Genomic DNA, 14,990 nt, shown 5'->3' on the forward strand with positions numbered 1-14,990 from the left:
CGCCCGGTATCTTACCTTAGAAAGAAAAGCCGGGAGGATTTCTCGTGATCTACGTTGTTGCCACCTTGACCATCAAGCCCGAAACGCGCGCCGAATTCATCGCAGCCGCCACCGCCTGCATCAAGGAGACGCGGAAGGAGCCCGGCAACATCGCCTATGATCTGCACGAGAGCGTCACCGATCCCACCAAGATGGTGTTCGTCGAGCAGTGGGAGAATGCCGAGGCGCTGGTTCCGCATCGTGCCATGGAGCATATGAAGACGTTCGGCCGCGTGGCGGTGAAGTGCTTCACGGCACCGCCGAAGATCGAGGTGATCACGCCGGAAAAGGTCGAGACCAGGTAATAGGGTAAAGCGCATGATCCGGGCGACGCAGGTACGGGGACAGCACCGCTTCACGGAGGCGCCGGCGGATACGGTCGTGCTCGATTTCGACGACCGGCACCGGCGCCGCATGGCGATGACGGGCACGCGCGGGCTCGAATTCCTGCTCGACCTCGAAAACGCCGTCGCGCTTCGCGGCGGCGATGCCCTGGAACTGGAGGACGGCCGGCTGATCGAGGTGGTCGCGGAGCCCGAGCCGCTGCTGGAAATCCGCGGCCGCGATCCGCACCATCTCATCCGCGTCGCCTGGCATCTCGGCAATCGCCATTTGCCGACGCAGATCATGGCCAAGAGCCTGCGCATCCGCCGCGACCATGTCATCGAGACGATGGTGAAGGGGTTAGGCGCGCGCGTGATCGAGATCGAGGCGCCATTCGATCCCGAGGGCGGCGCCTATGCCGATGCAGCTCATGCACATGACCACGCGCATGGACATGACGCCCATGCGCATCACGATCACGGACATCACCATCACGATCACGGCGACCATCACCACGATCATGATGGCCACGATCATCACCATCGCCACGACGAGCATTGCGACCACCCCGATCATCACCATGGCCATAGCCATGCTCATGACCACAAATGAGCCGGTCGAGTCCGGCTGCTTGACCGAGCGGGAGGCGGCGGCGCTGTACCGGTTGATGACCTGGCTGTCGCCGGCGTTTCCAGTCGGCGGCTTCTCCTATTCCAGCGGCATTGAATGGGCAGTCGAGGCGGGCGACATCACCGACACCGTGACGCTCGCCGACTGGCTCGGTGCGATGCTCGGCGACGGCGCGGGCATTTGCGACGCGATCTTTCTGGTCCATGCTTACCGCGCCGCCGAGGCGGTCGAGGGCGCCTCGCTATGCGAGATCGCGGAGCTCGCTGCGGCCTTCGTGCCTTCGCGCGAGCGGCAGCTCGAGACGACCTCGCAGGGGCGCGCCTTCATCGACATCGCGCGAGCGGCGTGGGATGCCGACGGGTTGGATGCCATGGTCGCGGCATGCCGTACGCCATTGGTCTATCCCGTCGCGGTCGGTGTCGTTGCGGCCGCCCATGGCGTGCCGCTGCCGCCGACGCTGCACGCCTTCCTGCACGCGCTGGTCTCGAACTGGATCTCCGCGGCAAGCCGGCTCATTCCGCTCGGCCAGACCGACTGCCAGCGCGTGCTGGTGATGCTGGAAGCTGCGGTCGCCGCGACTGCCAATCGTGCGCTGCATGCGCTACTGGACGATCTCGGCAGCGCGACGTTTCGCGCCGATCTCGCCAGCATGCGACACGAGACGCAATATACGCGGCTGTTCAGGTCGTGAGGGCTGCGCCGCGCACTCCGCCGTCGTCCAGGCGAAAGCCAGGACCCATAGCCACAAATGCCCGTGGTTATGCGTCCGTATGGCCTCAGCCTGCCGCGACAACAAAGTTCGGTGGTAATGGGTCCTGGCTTTCGCCGGGACGACGATAGGAAAGAGCAAGCTACAATGGCTAAATCTCATGGCCCCCTGCGTGTCGGTGTCGGCGGCCCCGTCGGATCGGGCAAGACAGCGCTGATGGACCTGCTCTGCAAGACCATGCGCGAGCGCTACGACATCGCTGCGATCACCAACGACATCTACACCAAGTGGGATGCGGAATTCCTGGTGCGCTCGGGCTCGCTGACGCCGGATCGTATCGCCGGCGTCGAGACCGGCGGCTGTCCACACACCGCGATCCGCGAGGACGCCTCGATGAACCTTGCGGCGGTTGCGGACATGCGTGCGAAGTTTCCCGATCTCGACTTGGTGCTGATCGAGTCCGGCGGTGACAACCTCGCTGCCACTTTTTCCCCGGAGCTCGCCGACATTACGATCTACGTCATCGACGTGGCCGCTGGCGACAAGATTCCGTCCAAGGGCGGTCCCGGCATCACCCGGTCCGACCTCCTGGTCATCAACAAGATCGACCTTGCCCCCCATGTCGGCGCCTCCCTCGAGAAGATGCAGACGGACGCCAAGCGGATGCGCGGCGAGCGTCCGTTTGTGATGACCAACCTGAAGAAGAGCGAGGGGCTCGACCGCATCGTCGGCTTCATCGAGGCCAAGGGCGGCTTGGAGCGCGGCTTGAAGGACGGCTTGCGGAGCGCGACGACATAGCGCAGTCTTTATGGCCGTTAACACCTGCGGCCAAACTGTATCCGCGGAACAAATTTGCGGCACAGCGATTAACGCACTTAGTGTCCGGAGCAAACCTCTTTGGCCGGACGATCGGCCGGGCGAATTAAGCTTTTCGGGCGACCCAAGTTGCGTACTGATGCCTCCTCCTTCATTATCTCCCCTACTGAGGTCCACTCTGTTTCGGCACTTGGCCGTTCGAGCGGCGTTCATATGCTTCGTGTTTATTGCCGACTTCCCACCTTCTCCTGAGTAGTCGCGTGGTCCGGCTGGGTTTCATCATCGGCTTCATCGCTCTGCTCGGAGTCCTGCTCTCCGGGCTCGCGGCCTATCGCGTTCACGACCAGGAGCTGGCGCTCGACCGCATCGCGCTGGCGCGCGCAATCGACGTTCACGCGAGCCTGGTCCAGGACCGGCTGACCGAGCGTGAGCTGCTTGCGCGTGTCGCCTCGGGCCTGTTCCGCGCGCCGTCCGTGATCAAGCCCAACATGCTGGAGCCGCTGCGCTCGGCCATTTACGCCTTCAAGACCGATTTCGTGGTGGCCGGCTGGATCGCCCGCCTCAAGCCGAACGAGCTGGCCGCGGCGCAGGCGGCGATCGCGGGCGCGGGCTTTCCAAATGCGAAGATCCGCACCTACGATGACAAGCCGATCGATCCGGCCACCGTCACCCAGCCGATTGACGTGCTGTTGGACCTCGAGCCGCGGAGCGACGAGACCAAGGCGCTGCCTGGCCGCAGCTACGACCAGGATCCGGTTCTCAGCGCCATGCTGGCACGTGCCAGGGTCGAGAAGAGGTCGGTTGCCTCCGACCCGGTCCCGCTGCTGCGCGGCAACGGGCCAGTCGGAGTCATCGTGGCCGCGCCCGTGATTCCCGAAGGCGCGACCGAGCCGGCGGGCTTCATCACGTTTTCCTACGAGCTCGCCTCGCTGATGCTGACCAACGACGACATGTCGTTGTTCTCCGTCGCGCTGAAGGATCCGCGCAAGGATGGCGGCGAGCTCGTGGCCAATGACCAGGGCGTGGTCTCCACACGCATGGCCTCAGCCGACGGACCGGCGCGGTCGGCAACGCGCACGCTGAGCTTCGGCGGCCGCGATTGGCAGCTCAGCTATTACGCGAAGACCAATTCGGCACGGCGCGCCGAGCAGACAGCCATCATCGTCGCGGCGATCGGTTTCGCCATCACGGCGATGGTGTGCGGCCTGTTCGGATATGTCGCCTACAACAATTTGCGGCTCAGCCGGGAAATCCAGGTGCGGATCGGCTTCGAGCGTCGGCTGACGGCGGTGATCGACGAGCTGAACCATCGCGTCAAGAACATCCTGGCTGTGATCCAGTCGATCGTGACGCGCACGCTGCGCCACGGCTCCGATATCGACGTCGCGCGCGAGCTGCTGATCGGCCGCATTCACGCCATGTCCAACGTCGTCTCGCTGCTGAGCGAGAGCCAGTGGCAGGGTGTCAAGCTGAAGGGCCTGTTCGAGGCGCGCGCCATCCCGCATGCCGATCGCATTGCCGTCAGCGGGCCCGACATCGCGGTGAGTGCGCGCGCAGCGCAAAGCCTCTCGCTGCTGTTCTTCGAGCTCGCTTCGCATTCCGACGAGGGGCTGTCGCTGGTCGGCAAGCATCCGCACATCACGGCGAACTGGACGGTGACGGGCGAAGAGGGCGAGGAGATGTTCCATTTCCGCTGGGAGGAGCTCAACACCAGCGAAGCGACGCGCCGCCCCGATTCCGATTTCGGTTTGATCCTGCTCGATCGAGTCGCCCCTGAAGCACTCGGCGGCACCGCCAAGCGCTACTTCACCGACGCCTCCTACATCTACGAGCTGACCGCGCCGATGGAGACGGTCGTCGACATGACGGAGCGCGATCGCACCGAGAAATTTTCGGCACCGGTGCGGCCGGTGCGCTAGAGCATGATCCGGAAAAGCGTGGAGCGGTTTTCCGAAAAAAGGTGGCGCGAAGCGCCGGATGAGGGGCTTTATCCGCGAGTTCAAATCGAGAGATTGATGCGCGGAGCGAGACCCCTCATCCGTCGCGCTTAGCGCGACACCTTCTCCCACAAGAAGGCGAGAAGGGAAGACACGCGCGTAGAGGCGGCCGCTCAAGCGGCCGCCTCTACCTTCGTGCGCTTGTTCTGACTGCCGGCCTCTAGCCGCCGCTGCCGCCGATCACGGCGCGCACGGTCTCGTCCGGGCCGAAATCCTCGGCGCCGTCGACATAGAGCAGGGCCGCGAGCTTCGAGCGGGCGCGGTTGACACGGCTCTTGATCGTGCCGACCGCGCAGCCGCAGATCGAGGCCGCGTCCTCATAGGAGAAGCCGGAGGCGCCGACCAGGATCAGTGCTTCGCGCTGGTCCTGCGGAAGCTTGTCGAGCGCCGCGCGAAACTCCTCGAACTCGAGATGCGCGTTCTGCGACGGCTGCGTCTTCAGTGTCTTGGCGTAGTTGCCTTCCGCATCCTCCACCTCCCGCCGCCGCTTGCGATAGTCGGAGCGGAACAGGTTGCGCAGGATCGTAAACAGCCACGCCGGCAGGTTGGAGCCGGGTTGGAACGAGTCGATGTTGGCGAGCGCCCGCAGCAGCGTTTCCTGCACCAGGTCGTCGGCGCGATCAGCGTTGCCGCTGAGTGAGATGGCGAAGGCGCGCAGGCTCGGCACGGCCGCCAGGATGTCGTCGCGCAGGGATTCCGTGAGGGGCATTAGTCCCTCCCATTGTTGTCATTGGTTCCCCCATCGTTTTCCACCTGGGGTGTCGCTCCCGGCGCATCAAGCTTTTTGATAAGCTCCGCGAACCGGTCGGGAACGCCCTGCCGCACGACATCGTCGTACATGGCGCGCAACTGGTGCCCAATCCGAGATTGAATCTCCGGCGTGAGGCCACCCTTGCCGGGGGTCGTGTTCTTGCTTGCTTGAGACTTTAGATCTTTCATGACCTGAGATCTTTCATGACCTGTTCCACGTTTCCCCGAGTTAAGTGACTGCAAAACAGAGGCTTTTTCTCAACCGGGAGCCGTTCCCTGGATAGGCCTAATGCAAGGGCGGAGGAAAAGTTCCAGCCGTCCCGGAACTTTTCTTGAGTTCGGGCGTAGACTGGGCGAGCAGGGGAGGTCCGGGCCGCCCTTGTGTGGGTCTCGTGCGGATTGGCCCGAAGATGAATGGAGTGGGGATGTCCCGTTCACAGCTTGTTGCTGAGCACTTGCCGTTATTGCGGCGGTATGCACGTGCCCTGACGGGCAGCCAGCCGTCCGGTGACGCCTACGTCGCAGCCATGTTGGAAGCCATGCTCGGGGATCCGTCGGTGCTCGACGAGAGCCACGGACCACGGGCCGGCCTGTTCCGGCTGTTCACCCAGATATGGAATTCGGTCTCCGTCAACGACGACGCCGAGGTCACGCCCTTGCCGATGCCGCCCGAGCGGCGGCTGTCGAACATCACGCCGCTGCCGCGGCAGGCATTCCTGCTGCTGTCGCTCGAAGGATTCTCCGAAGAGGAGGTCGCCTACATCCTCAATACCGATGTTGCGGAGACACGCCGGCTCGCCGACGCCGCGGGACGCGAGATGGCGGCCGAGATCGCTACGGATGTGCTGATCATCGAGGACGAGACCTTCATCGCCATGGACCTCGAGAGTCTGGTGAAGAATCTCGGCCACAACGTCGTCGGTGTCGCCCGCACCCATTCGGATGCGGTGGCGCTCGCCAAGAACAAGCGGCCCGGCCTGATCCTCGCCGACATCCAGCTCGCCGATGGCTCCTCGGGCCTCGATGCGGTCAACGAGCTCCTGCGCACTTTCGAAGTGCCGGTGGTGTTCATCACCGCCTATCCGGAGCGCTTCCTCACCGGCGAGCGCCCCGAGCCGGCGTTCCTGATCTCAAAGCCGTTCCAGCCAGCGATGGTGTCGGCAGTGGCGAGCCAGGCGCTGTTCTTCCAGCGCAACTCGCGCAACCGCACGCCCAAGGCGCCGGCGGCGTAGAGAAGGCGCCTGCAGCGTAAGGAAGGCGCCTCGGCGCTTGATGACGATCAGATCCGGCGTGCCGAAGGTGCGCCGGATTTTTGTTGCCGGCTTACCGCGCTTGACGGCCACCGAATGCATCGCTCATACCTCGTGGAGCAGCCGCGTTGCGGCCGCTAGGCAACCGGAGACGTGTTCATGGACCAGCCGCAGCTCGATCGCCTCGCCATCCGCGACCTCGTCGAGAACTGGGCGGTGTGGCGCGATGCCGGCGACTGGGAGCGCTTTGCCACCGTCTGGCATGAGGAAGGCTGGATGTCCGCCACCTGGTTTCAGGGGCCGGCGAGGGATTTCATCCGCGTCAGCCAGGAAGGCTTTGCGAAGGGCGTACGCATCCTGCATTTCCTCGGCGGCACCAGCATCGATCTCTCCGGTGAGCGCGCCGTCGCGCAGACCAAGATGACCATCTCGCAGCGCGCGGCCGTGCATGACGTGCTCTGCGACGTCGTCTGCACCGGGCGCTTCTATGATTTCCTGGAGAAGCGGCAAGGCAAATGGGGCATCGTCCGCCGCCAGCCGATCTACGAGAAAGACCGGATCGATCCGGTCGATCCGTCGGCGACGCTCCGCCTCGATGCGCACGCTCTGGCGGCACTGCCCGAGGGCTACCGCCACCTCGCCTACATGCAGGAGCTGATCGGCTACAAGGTCAAGCGCGACATGCTGGGCCTGACCGGCGCCGAGGTCGAGAAGCTTTATGCCGAGGGACGCGAGTGGCTTGTCGCGAAGGCCAAGGAAGGCCACGTAGGCCGCACATGAAAGTCAGCCGCAGATAAAAGTAAGGCGCGACTGGCATCACCACAGTCGCGCCCTACGTCGCCGGTTTATGGGGCAGGGGGGAATAACCGGCTGCTGAGACGACTCCCAGGCGCGAAAGTCGTTCCAAGCCATTCCAAGATTTTTTGCACCCCGCGATTTTTTCGCACACGGTTAAGTGATCGTAACAGCCAAGAACTTCGGACATTCCGGCAGCGTTGTTCCGTCGATCGCCATGGGGCGAGGGACGAACACTCATGTCACAGATTCAAAAGGTATTTTTGAGCGCCGTCGCAATTGCCGCGACGCTTGGTGCAATGCAGTTGGCCTCCGGCCATGATCTCGCCGACCGCTGGCAGGCGATTTCCGACAAGCCAGGCCACCTCGTCAATCGTGCCGGCAAGGCGGATCGGCTCGCCGAGCCGAAGCCGGCGGCGGTTTCCACCCGGACCGTCTCGATGCGGCTCAACGATCTCGCCGACACGTCGATCCTGCTGCGGGTTCCTGCGGTAATCGAGACCGGCAACGCCAAGCCTTCGCTTCTGCTGCAGAAGCAGGGTCGCAGCAAGCCGACGGTCGCCTGCGAGCCGATGGTGAGTTCGCTCACCGAGGTCGCAAAGCTGCTTCAGCCTGGTCGCTGCGTGACCTGATACCGCTCGTTGCGAGCCAAGAACGCGGTTCACCTTTTCCCGCTCGGGAGAGGTACCTGAGCAATAGGTCGTATTCAATTTGCTCTGGCGTTCATTCGGCCGGCTCGGCCGAGGCGTCTTCAGGCGCGCCAGCGCGGCTCGCCAAGATTCCGAGCGCGACGCCGCCGATGGCCAGGATCGGCAGCAGGCGCTTGACGCCGATGGCACGGACGATCTGAAGCCCGGTTGCGAGCAGCATGGGATCGGCCAGCATGCTGTGCGCCGCCGACTTCGCTGCGCGCTCGGCGGCGATGCGGGCGCGATTCTCCACGGCCCGCTTGTAGCCCAAATACGTGCCGGCCGCTGCGAGCGTGAGCAGGAAGAAGACCCCGGCGCCGGTGAGGCACGCCTGCACCGGACCATATTTCTCCAGGACCGCGATGAACGCTGCCGCGCACAGGAAGCTTGTCGTGATGAAGAGCGCGAGGGCGGCGCCTGCAGCAAGCGAGGTCAGCCGCAGCGTCGTGCCGGTCGAGGCGCTGATGCTGTCGATGATGCGCTGAAACATGGCCTTGCTCCTCAACCCCCACACGCCGGCGGCGGCGCGGAGCGCCGCCATCAATTCAATGAACGGTCGTTCCGCATCGTCAGCGACGCCAGGCGATGCCGATCAGGAAGCCGATGCCGAGTGCGAGCCCGACGGTCGCGAGCGGGCGCTGCGTGATCGCGTCCTCCAGCGTCTCCTCGATCGAGCCGTAGGCGTCCTGTGCAGCGTCCATCATCGCGCTGCCGCGGTCCGACATGTCCTCCATCGTCGAATCCATGTTCTGGCGCGCCTGGCGATAGCCGCGCCGCGCCTGCTTGCCGGCGGAATTGGCGAAGGTGTTGAGCGCATCGGTGATCTGTTCTGTGAGGGTTGCGATATCGCTTTTCACGGCTGCTACATCCTTCTCGAGGCGTTCTCTGGTGGCTTTGTCGGTCCAGTCGCTCATCCCGGTTTCGCCATTGGTCGTCGACATCACGAGCTCCGAATTGTTGGCGGCTGAGATGACCGGGAAACGTTTCGCCATCGCGTAAGTTCCGTTACCGGAAACCGGTCAGTCCTGCGGAAGCTGCGGCGAATCCGCCGGCAAAAGATGCTCCTTCACGATCAGGGCGACGATCAGCAGCGGCGACGACAGGAAGGCGCCAACCGGTCCCCACATCCAAGTCCAGAACGCCAGCGCGAGCAGGACGGCCAGTGCGTTCAGCGCCAGGTGCCGGCCGATGATCGTCGGCGTGACGAAGTGCCCTTCCATGAAGGTGATGCCGCCGAAGGCGAGCGCGGCGGCGAGGCCGCCGCCGATGGTCGGGAAGGCGACAAGCCCCACCACCACCAGCACCGCGAACATCGCGATCGGCCCGATGATCGGGATGAAGTTCAGCGTCGCGGCGAGTGCGCCGAGCCCGGCGGGATTGGGCATGCCGGTGAGCGCGCAGACGATCCCGGTGGCGATGCCGACGCCGATATTGATGACGGTCACGGTCAAGAGGTAATTGCCGAGATGAATCTCGATCTCGTTGAGGATCCGAAGCGTGCGCAGTCGCGCGTCGTGGTCGCTGAAAGTCATGATCAGCGCCCGCCGCAGGTCGCGCCAGCTCGCGATGAACAGGATCAGGGTGGCGAAGAACAACAGGAATTCGGTGAAGGTCGGTGACAGGAATTCCAGCGTCGGCTGCACCCATTCAAATTTCGGCATCTGGAAGCTCGGCAGCCCATCCGGGCTGCCGCCGACCATCGTCTGCAGCTCCTGCCAGAACGCGAGCGGCCGATCGAAGACGTGCAGCTTCTCCTTCAGCTCCGCACCCAATTCCGGCAGGCGCGAGCGCCACTCCATCGCCGGCGAGGCGATCAGCGCGACGACGAAGGCGACGACGGTGGTCACCGCGATCACGATCAGCACCGCGCCGAGCGCGCGCGGTACCTTCCGCCGCTCCAGGAAGCTCGCCGCCGGCGACAGCATCGTGCCGGTGACGAAGGCCATCACGACGGGCAGGAAGAACGCCTTGCCGACATACAGCACGGCGGCGATCGCAATCACCAGCAGCCCCGCCAGCGCAAACGCGACGAACTCGGTACGACGGATGATGGGCGGCAGCTCGCGGTGGCTGTCGGAAAGTGGTGCGCCCTCGCCGTTGCCGGGAATGAGACGTTCACTGGGAAGGACGCGCACAATACCTCTCCCGCACGGAAAATCTGCTCCGCGCGCCCATTGATGAAGCCACAACGCGCCAGGCGTATGTGGGTTCCGTCGCGCCTTCGCGAAGAAGCACTCGCTTGACTGTGACGTCGCTGCCGCAAATGGCCTCGGAACCTGAGTCGGTCCCGCGGCGTTTGTTGGGGCAGTGCGTCATCACCCAGATGCACACATCCCATGGGGCAGCACATGACAAAGTTATCTGCAGTCCGCCGCCGCTTCTCGCCGCGCGCCGCCACCGCGCTTGCCTTCGCGACCGCATTGTTGACCGCGCCGTTCGGCGCCGCGCACGCCCAGATGTTCGGTTATGCGCCGATGCAGCCGCTGGCGTATTCGCACGGCCAGGCTGCTCCGCAGGCCACCCTGAGCGAGGAGCCGCAAACCTCCGACGATACCGCGCTGCCCGAGCGCCTTCGCCGGCAGATCGTCAGCTTCGACCGCAGCGAGCCGGCCGGTACCATCGTCATCGATACCGGCAACACCTATCTCTATTATGTGCTCGGCAACGGCCGCGCCATTCGCTATGGCGTCGGTGTCGGCCGCGAGGGCTTCACCTGGTCGGGCGTGCAGAACGTCGCGCGCAAGGCGGAATGGCCGGACTGGCATCCGCCGGCCCAGATGATCGCGCGCCAGCCCTATCTGCCGCGTTTCGTCGCCGGTGGCCCGGGCAATCCGCTCGGCGCACGCGCGATATATCTCGGCTCGAGCGAATACCGGATCCACGGCACCAACGATCCCACCACGATCGGCAAGTTCGTCTCCTCCGGCTGCATCCGCATGACCAACGAGGACGTCATCGACCTGTTCGGCCGCGTCAATCTCGGCGCCAGGGTCGTGGTGCTGCCGAAGAACGCGCCGCTGATGGCCAAGGGAAGCGGGGGCGACAGGAGCGGCGATCCCGTGCGCAAGCGCCCGGCGGTGACGACGCAGCCTTCCGGCCGCCAGGCCCTGAACATCTCGGCGTCGTCGTGAACTGAAGAGTACATGAGGTCGCATGACGAGACGTTCGATCAGCAAACCGGCCCTGACCGCGGCGGCGCTATTTGCCGCCGCCTCCCTCAGCCTCGCGCTGACGACGCCGCCAGCGTATGCGGAGGATTTCTTCTCGGCGCTGTTCGGCGGTTTCCGCCTGCGGCCGCCGCCACAGATCCAGTTGCCGTTCCCGACCGACGACATGCCGCGTTACGACACACCACGCTCGCGGGCGGTCTACGGCGGCGGCGCGGCCTATTGCGTGCGCGGTTGCGACGGACGCTACTTCCCGGCGCAAGGGAATGACGCCGAGAGCAAGGCGCAATCCTGCAAGAGCTTTTGCCCGGCCGCGGAAACTTCGCTGGTCTATGGCAGCAACATCGACGACGCCACGACCGACAGCGGACAATCCTATTCCGACCTGCCGAACGCATTCCGCTATCGCAACGAGATCGTGACGGGCTGCACCTGTAACGGCAAGGACACGGTCGGACTCGCGCCGGTCAAGGTCGAGGACGACCCGACGTTGCGCAAGGGCGACATCGTCGCCGGCCGGAACGGCCTGGTCGTCGCCAATCGCAACGCCGACGATCGCGGTGGCGGCGCGATGAACTTCTCCCCGCTGCCGGCGAAGGTCCGCGCCAAATTCCGCCATCTGCCGGTGGTCGCGAAGGAGTAGGGACGGTGGGGTAGGGCGGTCGGGTCATCGCTCCACCGTCGTCCTGGCTTTCGCCAGGACGACGTCGCGTGAGTTGCGACACTCCCGCCTCAATCTCCGCCTTCGCCGGGACGACACTGAGGGTGTGACGCCGCCGCGCCCTACGCCGCCCGGATCTTGCCGAGGAAGTCGCTGACCTGCTGGTCGAGCTGATGGCTCTGGGTTTCCAGCATCTCCGAAGCCTGTCTCACGTTCTCCGCCGCGCCGGCCGCGGTGTCGGCGTCGGCTTTGACGCCGGTGATGTTGTCCGAGACGTTCTTGGTGCCCTGCGCCGCATATTGCGTGCTGCGGGTGATCTCCTGCGTTGCCGCACCTTGTTCCTGCACGGCGGCGGCGATGGCGGTGGCAACCTCGTTGACCTCGCCGATGATACCGCCGATTGCCTGGATCGCGTTGATGGCGTCGCCCGCGACCCTCTGGATGTCGGCGATCTGCTCGGAGATCTCCTCGGTCGCTTTCGCCGTCTGGCTCGCCAGCGACTTCACCTCGGATGCAACCACCGCAAAGCCGCGGCCTGCCTCGCCGGCGCGCGCCGCCTCGATCGTGGCGTTGAGCGCCAGCAGGTTGGTTTGGGCCGCGATGGTGTTGATCAGGCCGACGACCTCGCCGATACGCCCGGCAGACTTCGCCAGGCCCTGCACGGTGCCGTCGGTCTCGCGCGCCTGGCTGACGGCGCGGCCGGCGATCCCTGCGGCATGCGCGGCCTGCTGGCTGATATCGTTGATCGAGGCGCTGAGCTCCTCGGCCGCCGAAGCGACGCTGTCGACGCTCATGGAGGCGTCGCCTGAGGCCTTGCCGGCCATCTGTACCCGTTCGTTGGTCTGACGCGAGACCGCGGAGAGTTCTGAAGAGGTCTTGCGCATCTCGCCCGAGGCCTGGTTTAGCCGGTCGAGGGTGTTGCGCACCATGCCCTCGAACTCGCCGACATGAAGCTCGATTGCCCGTTGACGCGCTGCCGCGACCGAATTGTGCTCGCGCTCCTGCGCCTCGATTCTCAGCTTGTCGGCCGCCTGCTGCTTGAATGTCTCCAGCGCGCCGGCGAGCGCGCCGATCTCGTCCTGGCGGTCGAGATAGCCGCTGTCGACCGTCAGGTCGCCGCCAGCGACCTTGAGCACGGCGTCACGGATATTGTGCAGGGGGCGGATGACGCGGCGGGTGACCGTGATCATCGCGCCGGCCGTCAGCAGTATTGCGAACAGCAGCATCGCGAGCTGCACCGCGAGCGCACGACCCGCCGCCGCGTACTGGACGGCAGAATCGTCGCGGGCCTCGTCGAGCGCGCGCTCGGCCACCGCGACCGCGGTGCCCATGCGCTGCGAGGTCAGCGGCGTCCACTGATCGGCGCTCATGTCGGTTTTCGAGCCGACCATGATCTGGTCGATCAGCCGGTCGCGTAGCGCGAGATAGTCCGGATTGAAATAGGCGGCCTTGGCCGCGCCCATCGCGCTGGCGAGCTCCGGAGACAGCTTCATGCCCAAGGTCGAGGATTCCAGCCCGCTCCATGCGTTCTCGATCGCGCCGACGGATTTGGTGTAGGTCTGCTGCGCTTCCAGCGGCAGGCTCCCGGTCGCGACCAACCCGCTGGCGACGAGGTCCGAGGCCTCGCCAGCGGTATTGCGCAAGAGCCAGGCGGCCTGCTTGATCGACAGGAGCTGGTCGATCAGCGGATCGTTGTGATTGACGACTGCGGTCAGTCGCGCCGAGATCGTCTCGAGCGTTCCGAGCAGTGCGCCGGTCTGGTCCGTGTACTCCTTCGACAGCGCCGCCCGCCGCGCCTTCTTCGGCTTACGCATCTCGTCCCAGGCTTCGGTCTGGAGCGCCCCCAGCTTGTCGAGTTGCCGGTTCAACTGATCCAGCAGCGTCGCCTCCTCGGCGAACGGGATCGACGGCAGCAGCGCAGCGGTGGCGCGGATCGCCGGCACCTCGGCGTCGTGAATGCCACGGAGGAATTTTTCGATCTCGGGTGACACCGGCGCCTCGCCGTTCAGCACCCGGGGCGTCGACGAGCGGTCGGTGCGCAGATTGTGCATCGCCTTGAAGGCATTTGCGGAGGCCTCGGCGACGGCCGCGATGTGGCCGGTCGCGCGCAGCCGCTCCCAGGATTGCCAGGCGGTCGTTACCAGCAGCGCCACCACGCAAGCGGCGAGAAGTGCGATGACGGACTGGAGCAGCGCCGAAACAGTCAGACGTCGAAGCATGATGGAATCCCCCCGAACCCCGCATTTTTTCGCAAAAAGGGATAAATAGACCTGTAACGCGCACGTTACGTGCTCGACGAAGCCTGCGACTTGTGCGCGGAGAGCGGACAAGTCGCGGGCTTAACAGATCGTTACCGGTGAATTCTGCGAGCGCTCCGCCCGACGCCGGCTTGGCAACCGGAAATTGCAGTGACTTGCCGACGTGGAACCGGGAATGCGTGGCTCGCGTTAGGACATCGTTAGGAATCGCCTGAAGGGGGCTTTGCAATGCTGATCGGCGTACTTGTCACCTTTCTCGTCGTTATTCTCGTTCTTTATCTCATCAACATGCTGCCGATGTATGGCCGCGCCAAGCAGATTGCGCGCATCATCGTCATCATTATCGGTGTCGTGTCGCTGCTGAAATATCTCACGGTGTTCTAGCGGAGCAGCGAATCCAAGCTCAATTTGTTCGATGTCGTCCTGGCGAAAGCCAGGACCCATTACCCCAGGATTCAGTTGCGGCGCGGCACTGCGAGCAGCAAGTGTGCTAGCACGCAGAGCGGTGGTAATGGGTCCTGGATCGGCGCTCGCTATTGGACAACGCTGCGCGTTGCCAAGCGCTCGCTTGCCCAGGACGACGATGATGGATTCATCGGCGCAGCTACGAGCCTTCCAACAAAAAAGCCCCGGCGTGCGCCGGGGCTGGTTGCATGCCGCTCTAGTGCAGCGACTTGAGCCAGTCGTCGACGTCCTGACGAACCTGGTCCTTGGCTCTGCCGTAGCGTTCCTGGAGCCGGCCTTCGAGTTGTTCGCGACGGCCCTCGATCAGCCTGAGGTCATCGTCAGTGAGCTTGCCCCACTTCTCCTTGGCCGAGCCCTTGAACTGCTTCCAGTTTCCTTCGATCCGATTCCAGTCCATGACCATCTCCAATCGGTTGATGGCCGGACAACGCGACCGGCGC

Annotated in this window: 18 protein-coding genes; 11 read left to right on the plus strand and 7 right to left on the minus strand. The window is 64.6% G+C overall.

Annotation, left to right across the window (positions count from 1 at the left end; translation table 11 throughout):
- The first annotated feature begins 44 nt into the window (after positions 1-44).
- The 5 genes from MTR72_RS26575 to MTR72_RS26595 all read left to right on the plus strand — a co-directional run bounded on the left by MTR72_RS26575 (position 45) and on the right by MTR72_RS26595 (position 4,437).
- Positions 45-344 carry a putative quinol monooxygenase gene (locus MTR72_RS26575; protein ID WP_063699041.1) on the plus strand — a complete coding sequence of 100 codons (300 nt, stop codon included), beginning with the start codon at positions 45-47 and terminating at the stop codon, positions 342-344.
- 13 nt (positions 345-357) lie between these two features.
- Positions 358-975 (plus strand): urease accessory protein UreE, encoded by a 618-nt coding sequence (locus MTR72_RS26580; protein ID WP_280966816.1) that lies wholly within the window; start codon positions 358-360, stop codon positions 973-975.
- Entirely contained in the window at positions 956-1,684 is a 729-nt protein-coding gene (locus MTR72_RS26585; protein ID WP_280971134.1) for an urease accessory protein UreF, read from the plus strand. Before MTR72_RS26580 ends, MTR72_RS26585 begins: the two co-directional genes overlap by 20 nt.
- 165 nt (positions 1,685-1,849) lie before the next feature.
- Entirely contained in the window at positions 1,850-2,500 is a 651-nt protein-coding gene (gene ureG, locus MTR72_RS26590) for an urease accessory protein UreG (RefSeq protein ID WP_280966815.1), read from the plus strand.
- Positions 2,501-2,778: 278 nt separating this feature from the next.
- Complete coding sequence (locus MTR72_RS26595) at positions 2,779-4,437, plus strand: CHASE domain-containing protein (RefSeq protein ID WP_280966814.1); 1,659 nt, start codon at positions 2,779-2,781, stop codon at positions 4,435-4,437.
- Between the two features lie 238 nt (positions 4,438-4,675).
- On the opposite strand, the gene MTR72_RS26600 is transcribed toward MTR72_RS26595, so the two are convergent.
- A complete protein-coding gene (locus MTR72_RS26600; protein ID WP_027521710.1) occupies positions 4,676-5,224 on the minus strand; it encodes a sigma-70 family RNA polymerase sigma factor in 549 nt (182 codons plus the stop codon).
- Complete coding sequence (locus MTR72_RS26605; RefSeq protein WP_280966813.1) at positions 5,224-5,454, minus strand: NepR family anti-sigma factor; 231 nt, start codon at positions 5,452-5,454, stop codon at positions 5,224-5,226. Before MTR72_RS26605 ends, MTR72_RS26600 begins: the two co-directional genes overlap by 1 nt.
- 236 nt (positions 5,455-5,690) lie before the next feature.
- Here MTR72_RS26605 and MTR72_RS26610 point away from each other — a divergent pair, with 236 nt between their 5' ends.
- From MTR72_RS26610 to MTR72_RS26620, 3 genes are all read left to right on the plus strand, one after another.
- Positions 5,691-6,497, plus strand: coding sequence for a response regulator (locus tag MTR72_RS26610; protein WP_280966812.1), 807 nt, complete (start codon positions 5,691-5,693; stop codon positions 6,495-6,497).
- Positions 6,498-6,674: 177 nt separating this feature from the next.
- Positions 6,675-7,295 carry a nuclear transport factor 2 family protein gene (locus tag MTR72_RS26615; protein ID WP_341511555.1) on the plus strand — a complete coding sequence of 207 codons (621 nt, stop codon included), beginning with the start codon at positions 6,675-6,677 and terminating at the stop codon, positions 7,293-7,295.
- Positions 7,296-7,549: 254 nt separating this feature from the next.
- A complete protein-coding gene (locus tag MTR72_RS26620) occupies positions 7,550-7,942 on the plus strand; it encodes a hypothetical protein (protein ID WP_341511556.1) in 393 nt (130 codons plus the stop codon).
- Positions 7,943-8,033: 91 nt separating this feature from the next.
- Here MTR72_RS26620 and MTR72_RS26625 read toward each other — a convergent pair whose 3' ends face one another.
- From MTR72_RS26625 to MTR72_RS26635, 3 genes are all read right to left on the minus strand, one after another.
- A complete protein-coding gene (locus MTR72_RS26625; RefSeq protein WP_280966809.1) occupies positions 8,034-8,489 on the minus strand; it encodes a hypothetical protein in 456 nt (151 codons plus the stop codon).
- A gap of 79 nt (positions 8,490-8,568) precedes the next feature.
- Positions 8,569-8,940, minus strand: coding sequence for a DUF883 family protein (locus MTR72_RS26630; RefSeq protein ID WP_280971133.1), 372 nt, complete (start codon positions 8,938-8,940; stop codon positions 8,569-8,571).
- 78 nt (positions 8,941-9,018) lie between these two features.
- Complete coding sequence (locus MTR72_RS26635) at positions 9,019-10,134, minus strand: AI-2E family transporter (RefSeq protein ID WP_280966808.1); 1,116 nt, start codon at positions 10,132-10,134, stop codon at positions 9,019-9,021.
- A gap of 213 nt (positions 10,135-10,347) precedes the next feature.
- Between MTR72_RS26635 and MTR72_RS26640 the strand changes: the two genes are divergently transcribed.
- Both MTR72_RS26640 and MTR72_RS26645 read left to right on the plus strand, forming a co-directional pair.
- On the plus strand, positions 10,348-11,130 hold the full coding sequence (locus tag MTR72_RS26640) for a L,D-transpeptidase (RefSeq protein ID WP_280966807.1): 783 nt from the start codon (positions 10,348-10,350) through the stop codon (positions 11,128-11,130).
- A gap of 22 nt (positions 11,131-11,152) precedes the next feature.
- A complete protein-coding gene (locus MTR72_RS26645; protein WP_280966806.1) occupies positions 11,153-11,809 on the plus strand; it encodes a DUF2865 domain-containing protein in 657 nt (218 codons plus the stop codon).
- Between the two features lie 140 nt (positions 11,810-11,949).
- Here MTR72_RS26645 and MTR72_RS26650 read toward each other — a convergent pair whose 3' ends face one another.
- Positions 11,950-14,046 (minus strand): methyl-accepting chemotaxis protein, encoded by a 2,097-nt coding sequence (locus tag MTR72_RS26650; protein ID WP_280966805.1) that lies wholly within the window; start codon positions 14,044-14,046, stop codon positions 11,950-11,952.
- Positions 14,047-14,313: 267 nt separating this feature from the next.
- Here MTR72_RS26650 and MTR72_RS26655 point away from each other — a divergent pair, with 267 nt between their 5' ends.
- Positions 14,314-14,469 carry a Thivi_2564 family membrane protein gene (locus MTR72_RS26655; protein WP_341511557.1) on the plus strand — a complete coding sequence of 52 codons (156 nt, stop codon included), beginning with the start codon at positions 14,314-14,316 and terminating at the stop codon, positions 14,467-14,469.
- Positions 14,470-14,746: 277 nt separating this feature from the next.
- Here MTR72_RS26655 and MTR72_RS26660 read toward each other — a convergent pair whose 3' ends face one another.
- Positions 14,747-14,947, minus strand: a complete 201-nt coding sequence (locus tag MTR72_RS26660) for a CsbD family protein (protein WP_280966804.1) — start codon at positions 14,945-14,947, stop codon at positions 14,747-14,749.
- Positions 14,948-14,990: the final 43 nt, after the last annotated feature.

This window comes from Bradyrhizobium sp. ISRA442, assembly GCF_038085055.1.
Classification (GTDB): domain Bacteria; phylum Pseudomonadota; class Alphaproteobacteria; order Rhizobiales; family Xanthobacteraceae; genus Bradyrhizobium.